Source organism: Pseudomonas fluorescens, from assembly GCF_018614655.1.
Lineage (GTDB): Bacteria > Pseudomonadota > Gammaproteobacteria > Pseudomonadales > Pseudomonadaceae > Aquipseudomonas > Aquipseudomonas fluorescens_BX.
The window spans coordinates 51,045-58,437 of the sequence record NZ_JAGGOG010000028.1; the positions used below are offsets into that span (position 1 = coordinate 51,045).

Annotated in this window: 4 protein-coding genes and 3 pseudogenes; 3 read left to right on the forward strand and 4 right to left on the reverse strand. The window is 55.3% G+C overall.

What is annotated here, in order from left to right:
* Position 1: 1 nt before the first annotated feature.
* A pseudogene (locus J7E41_RS25415) lies at positions 2 to 2,975 on the forward strand (Tn3 family transposase).
* 384 nt (positions 2,976 to 3,359) lie between these two features.
* Here the strand turns inward: J7E41_RS25415 and J7E41_RS25420 are convergent.
* On the reverse strand, positions 3,360 to 3,995 hold the full coding sequence (locus J7E41_RS25420) for a DUF4225 domain-containing protein (RefSeq protein WP_251029678.1): 636 nt from the start codon (positions 3,993 to 3,995) through the stop codon (positions 3,360 to 3,362).
* Between the two features lie 74 nt (positions 3,996 to 4,069).
* Here J7E41_RS25420 and J7E41_RS25425 point away from each other — a divergent pair, with 74 nt between their 5' ends.
* Positions 4,070 to 5,047, forward strand: coding sequence for an IS5 family transposase (locus tag J7E41_RS25425; RefSeq protein WP_214997036.1), 978 nt, complete (start codon positions 4,070 to 4,072; stop codon positions 5,045 to 5,047).
* Positions 5,048 to 5,292: 245 nt separating this feature from the next.
* Here J7E41_RS25425 and J7E41_RS25430 read toward each other — a convergent pair.
* Positions 5,293 to 5,779: pseudogene (locus J7E41_RS25430) on the reverse strand (Hcp family type VI secretion system effector).
* Between the two features lie 336 nt (positions 5,780 to 6,115).
* On the opposite strand from J7E41_RS25430, the pseudogene J7E41_RS25435 reads away from it, so the two are divergent.
* Positions 6,116 to 6,291, forward strand: a pseudogene (locus J7E41_RS25435) (zincin-like metallopeptidase domain-containing protein); the annotation flags it as partial.
* 361 nt (positions 6,292 to 6,652) lie between these two features.
* Here J7E41_RS25435 and J7E41_RS25440 read toward each other — a convergent pair.
* On the reverse strand, positions 6,653 to 6,847 hold the full coding sequence (locus tag J7E41_RS25440; protein WP_214997033.1) for a DUF7740 domain-containing protein: 195 nt from the start codon (positions 6,845 to 6,847) through the stop codon (positions 6,653 to 6,655).
* Between the two features lie 208 nt (positions 6,848 to 7,055).
* Positions 7,056 to 7,393: integrase core domain-containing protein (locus J7E41_RS25445; RefSeq protein WP_214997034.1), on the reverse strand; the 338-nt coding region annotated here is incomplete at its 5' end.

Consider the following 7,393-nt stretch of genomic DNA (forward strand, 5'->3'; position numbering starts at 1 on the left):
GATGCCGGTTGGCTTTCTGACCCAGGAGCAACGCGACGGCTTTGGTCGCTACATCGATGCGCCCAGCCGTGATGAATTGGAGCGCTACTTTCACCTGAGCGATGAAGACCGTGAAGCCGTTCAGGTACTACGGGGTAACCATAACCGTCTGGGCTATGCCGTTCTGCTGACTACCGTCCGCTTCGTGGGCGTTTTGCCGAACAAGCCCGCAGCTGTGCCGGTGGAAGTCCTGCATGTGCTTTGTCGGCAATTGGCAATCGCCGACCGTGACTGTCTCGCGCGGTGCGGTATAGCGATCATCGTCGCTGGATACATGCGGCCGATATTCAAGAGCGCTACGGATATCGCCACTTTACTGACCTTGGCATTGGCTTTCGTTTGAGCCGATGGCTGTAGGCCCTCTGCTGGACTGGCACTGATCGGCGTGGGGTGCTGTTTGAACGAGCCACCTCGTGGCTGTTCACAAAGAAAGTCCTATTACCTGGTGTTTCCCAGTTAGAGCGCTTCATTGCCCAACTGCGCAGCCGAGTTGAAGAACGCCTCTGGTACACCTTAGGGCGCAGCGTGACCGAGTAACAGAGACAGACCTACAAGACTTGCTTCTGGTGGCCGAAGGCACCGCAGTTCCCGACTGGATCAACTACGCTCCGGCCCGGTGATGGTCAGTGGACCCGCACTGGTTCGGGCGCTGCGTCGGCTAGATGATGTGCGCGGGCTGGGTATTGCCTTGCCGCCAGCGGCACATATCCCATCCAGCCGCATTGCAGCCCTGGCCCGCTTTGCCAACACCGCCAAGGTCACGGCCATTAATCGACTACCTGGTGGCGTTCGCAGTTTCCCTGGAAGCCAGTGCGCACGACGATGTCCTGGAAGTTCTGGAGGCGCTGCTGCACGATATCTTCAACAACGCGGAGAAGGCTGACAAGAAGGCTCGGTTGCGTAGTCTAAAAGACCTGGATCGCTCGGCGGCAACACTCGCCGCGGCGTGCAAGGTTGTGCAGGATAGCTCAATCAGCGATGACAACCTCCGTGCCCGGCTGTTCAACGACCTGCCTCGTGTCACGCTGGAGAAAGCTCTGGAGGAGGTCAACACCTTGATTCGACCGGCCAACGATGTGTTTTTACCTCGCTCTGGAGGATCGCTACCGCAGCGTGCGCCGTTTCCTTCCCGACCTGTTGAAACATATTCGCTTCGGCTTCAGCCCGGCAGGCAAGGGAGTAGCGGCTAGTCTGGGCTGGTTGCAACTGAACCTGCCTCGTAGGAAGCCGGAGGACGACGCGCCGCAGGAGATCGTGGCCAAGGCTTGGCAGAGGCACATTACCCGCGAAGATGGCTCCCTCGACATGGGTGCCTATGTATTTTGCACGCTCGATGCGCTGCGCACCGCCCTACGCCGCCGCGAGTTTTTTTCACCCAGTTGGCGTTATGCCGACCCGCGTATCGGTCTGCTCAATGGGGCTGAATGGCTGTCAGCACGACCGATCATCTGTCGCTCACTGGGCTTGACCATCGACGCCAAAACCACGTTGGACGCTTTGTCTGCCGAGCTGGATGCAACTTGGCTGGCAGTCGCCGCTCGTCGCCTGCCCGACAATCCTGCGATCCAGTTGAGCGAGAACACAGAGGGCAAAACCGAGCTGTCCCTCGGGGCGCTGGACAAGCTGGAGGAGCCGAACTCGCTGTTGCAACTGCGTGCAGCCGTGGCCGACTTGATGCCGCGTGTCGATCTACCGGAAATCCTATTGGAAATCGCCGCCCGTACCGGTTTCGCTGAAGCCTTCACCCATGTGTCCGAACGCAATGCACGGACTGAGAACCTGGTGACTAGCTTGTGCGCAGTGCCCCTGGGAGGGACCTGCAACACCGGTCTGGAGCCATTGATCCGCAACTTCAACCCAGCGCTGCGCCGTGACCGGCTGTCCTGGGTGAGCCAGAACTATCTCCGTGACGACACCTTGTCAGCAACTAACGCCATTCTGGTGGCTGCGCAGAGCCAACTGGAACTGGCTCAGGTCTGGGGCGGCGGCGAAGTGGCCTCCGCCGATGGCATGCGTTTTGTCGTGCCGGTGCGCACCGTACATGCCGGTCCCAATCCGAAGTATTTCGGTACCGGACGGGGCGTCACCTGGTACAACCTGATTTCCGATCAGTTCTCCGGTTTGAACGCCATCACTGCCCGGTACTCTGCGCGACAGCCTGGTATTGCTAGCGGTCGTGCTGGAGCAACAGACCGAGTTGCAGCCAACACAAATCATGACCGATACAGGCGCCTACAGCGATGTGGTGTTCGGGCTGTTCCGTCTGCTCGGCTATCACTTCTGCCCGCGCCTAGCCGACGTCGGCGGTACCCGTTTTTGGCGCACGCGCCCAGAAGCGAATTACGGCAAGCTCAATGGACTTGCCCGCCAATCGGTCAAACTCGACCTAATCGCTGAGCACTGGGACGACTTACTGCGTCTGGCGGGTTCGCTAAAACTCGGTCGGGTGCCAGCGCCCGGCATCATGCGCACGTTGCAAACGGGGGATCGCCCGACCCGTCTGGCCCAAGCGCTAGCTGAGTTCGGACGGATCGAGAAAACGTTGCACACGTTGACCTACATCGATGATGAGTCCAAGCGCCGCGCCACCCTGACTCAGCTGAATCGCGGCGAAGGCCGGCACAGCCTGGCCCGAGCCGTGTTCCATGGCAAACGCGGCGAGCTTCGTCAGCGCTACCGCGAACGTCAGGAGGATCAACTCGGTGCCTGGGGCCTGGTGGTGAACATCATCGTGCTGTGGAACACCCTCTTACATGACGGCGGCCGTGGAACGGCTAAAGCAGCACGGCTACCCGGTGCTAGACGAAGATCTGGCTCGGTTGTCGCCGCTGATCTTCGAGCACATCAATATGCTGGGACGGTACTCCTTCGCGGTACCGGAAGAGGTCGCCCGAGGTGAGCTGCGGCCACTGCGTAATCCGGACGACGATATTTAGGTGCGCAGTGAGGGGCAGTCATGCCCTTTATTAATGAGGGTGGGGCATCCTGGGCGGGACTGATTAGATGTGAGTTTACTTTCGTGAAAACCAGCGTCTCGGCTCATATTGGGTGGGAACACAGCATGTGTGGAGGAAAATACTTACAAATGCTATCCAACCAACTGCATCATTACCTTGAAGGATAGGTTTTAGTGCAGGGAAAATAATATCATATCCGTATTTCACGGTACTCATATGAAATGATCCAAAAAAATAGTTAGAAATAAACATATAAAAAACCATCTCCACTTGAATTTTGCACCAGAAAAAAATCTTGACAAGAAATACAAAGAAGATAGCACTGTCAAAGACAGTACTAGATATGCAATTGAAACTATAATATTATTTGTCATTGCCCTTGTACTCCAGGTACATTGATCTACCTGTCACGCTATCGCCAACCCCTTCAAATATAAGCGCACTACTGCCCATTACCTTATACGACCTTATATAATCAGTATTTATATATCTATATAGACGCCAAGCATCTGGCTTTAATACCATTCTCCCGACGCCATAGGCAGAAAGTCCTAAGTCAACAGTACCATAAGCCATATTCCCTTCAAGTGCACCGCCTCCGAGTAGTTTAGCGTCCTCCTGATAAACCTTCCTGACGGGGCCTTGGGTGTCAGAGCGATTTTCTAAGAGGTTACGTCCGTTCTCATAGAGATTGTTAGCGCCATGGGCCATCATGGGGGCACCTGCGAATAGGCACAGCGTACCGGCTGAGCCGTAGCAGATTCCGGCCCCTGTTGCAATTTGAAATGCCCCGGCTATTGCTCCCACGCCTTTTTGAGCAATCTCAAATGACTGGCTCAGCAGACTGCTCTGTTCATTTTTGAGGTCCTGTAGGCCCTGCTCAGGGCTTTTTTTGCCCTGCGAGACATCATTAACAATGCTTTTGGCATAATAAGCGACTTCGCGGTTGAATTGTAAACGCAGCGTGCCGTCTTTGATGTATCTAAGGAGACGCTGCAAAAATAGCCAACCGTCCCCACCCTTGGCACACTGAGCACCCAACCAGCCCCCTCTCCGTGAGCCTTGTTACGCACGTGCAGAAGTCCTTCTCCGAACTCGAATACACCGGCAAGAAAAAGCAGACTCGTCGCGATCGCTTCTTGGCTGACCTCGAACAGCTGGTGCCCTGGGCACAACTGGAGGCGCAAGTGGTTCCGTTCTATAGCGACACCACAGGCAAGCGCGGGCGCCCTGCAATTGGGTTGTCGCGCATGCTGCGCATGTATGTCGTGCAGCAGTGTTTCGGTTTCTCCGATGAAGGTACCGAAGATGCCGTCTACGACAGCCAGGCCATTCGTGGTTTTATCGGCATCGACCTGGGCCGTGAGTCGGCACCGGATGCCACCACCTTGCTGCGATTTCGCCGTTTGCTGGAAACCCATCAGCTGACGCGAGTGCTGTTTGCAACGATTAACCAGCATCTGGCCAGCCAGGGTCTGCTGCTCAAGGAAGGCACCATCGTCGATGCCACCCTGATCGCCGCGCCGCCCTCAGTCAAGAACCGAGAAGGCAAGCGCGATCCTGAGATGCATCAGGCTAAAAAAGGCAATCAGTGGCACTTCGGGATGAAGGCCCACATTGGTGTCGACGCCACGTCGGGGCTGGTACACAGCTTGGTAGGGACGGCCGCCAACGTGGCGGATATCACCCAGGTCGACCAGTTGCTGCACGGTGCCGAAACCTATGTTTCGGGTGACGCTGGATACACCGGTGCGGCCAAGCGACTGGAGCATGCTGAACGAGACGTTATCTGGTCGATTGCAGCACGGCCGAGCAGTTACCAGCACCACGGCAAAGGCAGCTTGCTGTTCCGGGTCAAGCGCAAGATCGAATACGCCAAGGCGCAACTGCGTGCCAAGGTCGAGCATCCCTTCCAGGTGATCAAGGTGCGTGTCAATCATCGAAAGGTTCGCTACCGTGGACTGGAAAAGAATACGGCGCAGTTGTTCAGTCTGTTTGGGTTGGCCAATCTGATGCTGGCCAAGCGGTATTTGCAACGGGCGGCGGGATAAATCCGTCTGAAAGGCGAGGCTGGCCCGCAAATCAGCAAAATGAGGGCAGAAATCGGCCCCAGAAACGCAGAATAAGGCCGATGGGTTGAAAAAAACGGCTTGAAAATGGAGGACGGCGAGAAAGGGTTAATTGTTCAGCGTCTCCCTAACACCCAATGTGCTGGCTTGGCTTCCAAGTTTTCCAGCCGTGGCACTGACCATCCAGTAGTCACAGCTACCAGGCATGCAACTTTCGTTTGTTGGTTTCATTCGTTATTTCCCCACGTACTATATCCGCTGGTGCCAGCAGAGTGGTGGGTCCACGTGATATCTCGGTAACGGATGGCAACATGCTCTTGCGGTTCGGCGTCGTTCTGCACAATAGCGTGGGGCATTTCAAGTGTCAGGTCAGCAATAATTCCACCATTGATCGAGATAGAATAGAATTTTTCCTGCAGGCCAAAAGAAGAAACGCGATAAAAACTGATGGTACAGTTTATTTCTTCTCTAGATGAGAGCGCTTGAGCCAGAAGCGGAGAGGACTTATCAACGTTTTTAGGTTATGATAATTGGATGATGTGTTGGTTTATTAATATTTCCGACATTGGCCATATTATGGCTGCAAGACAGCACCATGATTTCGTCCGCATGCCCTGTCTGACACTTGTTGCCAATAGAATCTTGGGTTGAACAACCCGCCGAAATCAGTCCTTGAGCCTTGCCGGTGATGGTCATGTAACCGTGGTTAGCCATACGTGACACTCCTTTTTAGTCAGTCGGACATCCTATTGCAAGGGTTTCAGTCGCGCTGTAGGCAGTTGTCGAAAATCTTTACGGAATATTTCTAGCTTAGGTCTGCCGGCTATCGGCGGTTCGGTGAAAGACCCGGTCAGGTAAGTCTGTGGTCAGGTCGCGAAACCAGGTTGTCCAAGCTTGAGTGCACTTTCTGCTTCGCCGGTCCTCCTGACCGAGATCAGTCAAGAGGCCGAGATGCGCAATTGTTTTATCGAGGCGGATGCCTGGGAAGAGGGCTCTGAGCGGAGGTGGTAGGGCTTACGTTGGTTTTTGGTTCCACTGCTCCCCAAACCCCAGTTACGGCACGAGAGCTACATCGATTCCTGGCTCAGTCTGCTCAAGGCAGACAAACGCGCGATCTTTCGCGCCAGTGGTCATGCCCGAAGCGCCTCAAAGTACTTGCGTAATGTGGAGCAGCAATTGAAGCCAGCGATCTTCGATGCTCACCCTGCATGAACGGTGAGGTTTAACCTCCACTATGCAGAGACTCACTGTTACAGAGGCTTCACTGGGCCCGACGCACGTTGGGCTTTTTTTGCCTCATGCCAAAGACCTCCTGGAGCGGCACGTTGCCACAGCTGATCACATGCCCAAGGAAGCGCTCTTCGATGTGTAGATCATACGCCATCCGGTTACGACGAGCAGTTCTGTTCAGTTAGTAATCAATCCGTTACAACCAGCCTACTGCGCGGCATGTAGAGTTTTATCCACAGATCTACACACGTTTTTCGTGGACAACTTCAATCTGTCGCAACGGACATCCATCCCCGATCGACTCTACCGACTGAGGGCCATTTGGGGAGCGTGACTATCCGACAAGATACCGCTGGCTCAGTCGTCCAGGTGTTCCGCTAGAAAGCCAACCAGTTCGAGTGGGCTTTGGCTGTCGATCACCTTGTAGATCAGATCACGCTTACTGCGCGGCAACTTCTTGACCACGCTCTTCGCCGAAGCCCTGACGGCTTCGTCGGTTCCATGGATACGTGCCGCGAGCAGCAGCACAAGCGTGGCGTCAGTGAGGTTCATGGCAAGACTCAAAAAATATGCGGCGCAGTGTACCGACTACGTGGGAGGTTCTTATTTCCCTAGTTTAGCAGGAGCTATGGCCTAATTCTTTCCTGGGGATTGCGGGGCATAGCGGGATGAAACAGGCGGGGTGGGTCTAGCAAGATAGATGAACGAGCCCACGAAAGACAGTGGACTTGTCCCTTCAAAACCGGACACCAACTCCCCGTTAAATTGATACCACTGCCAAGCGCCTGATCTCCACCGGTGAACGATAGTTCAAGGCGCTATGCGGAAGCTGCTCATTGTAATGCTCGAAGGCAATGGCCAGGTTACGTAGCGCCCGTTCTCGATCCAGCATGGGCATGTGCGCCACGTCATCACGCTTGATCGTCTTCACAAAACTCTCGGCCATGCCGCGGCTCTGCGGGCTGCGCACCGGGGTAGTCACCGGCTGCAAGCCGATCTGTCGAGCAAACAGGCGTATCTGTTCGGCGGTGTACGCCGAGCCGTTGTCGCTGAGCCATTGAACTGGCGTGGTGGGCAGTTGATCACCAAAACGCTTCT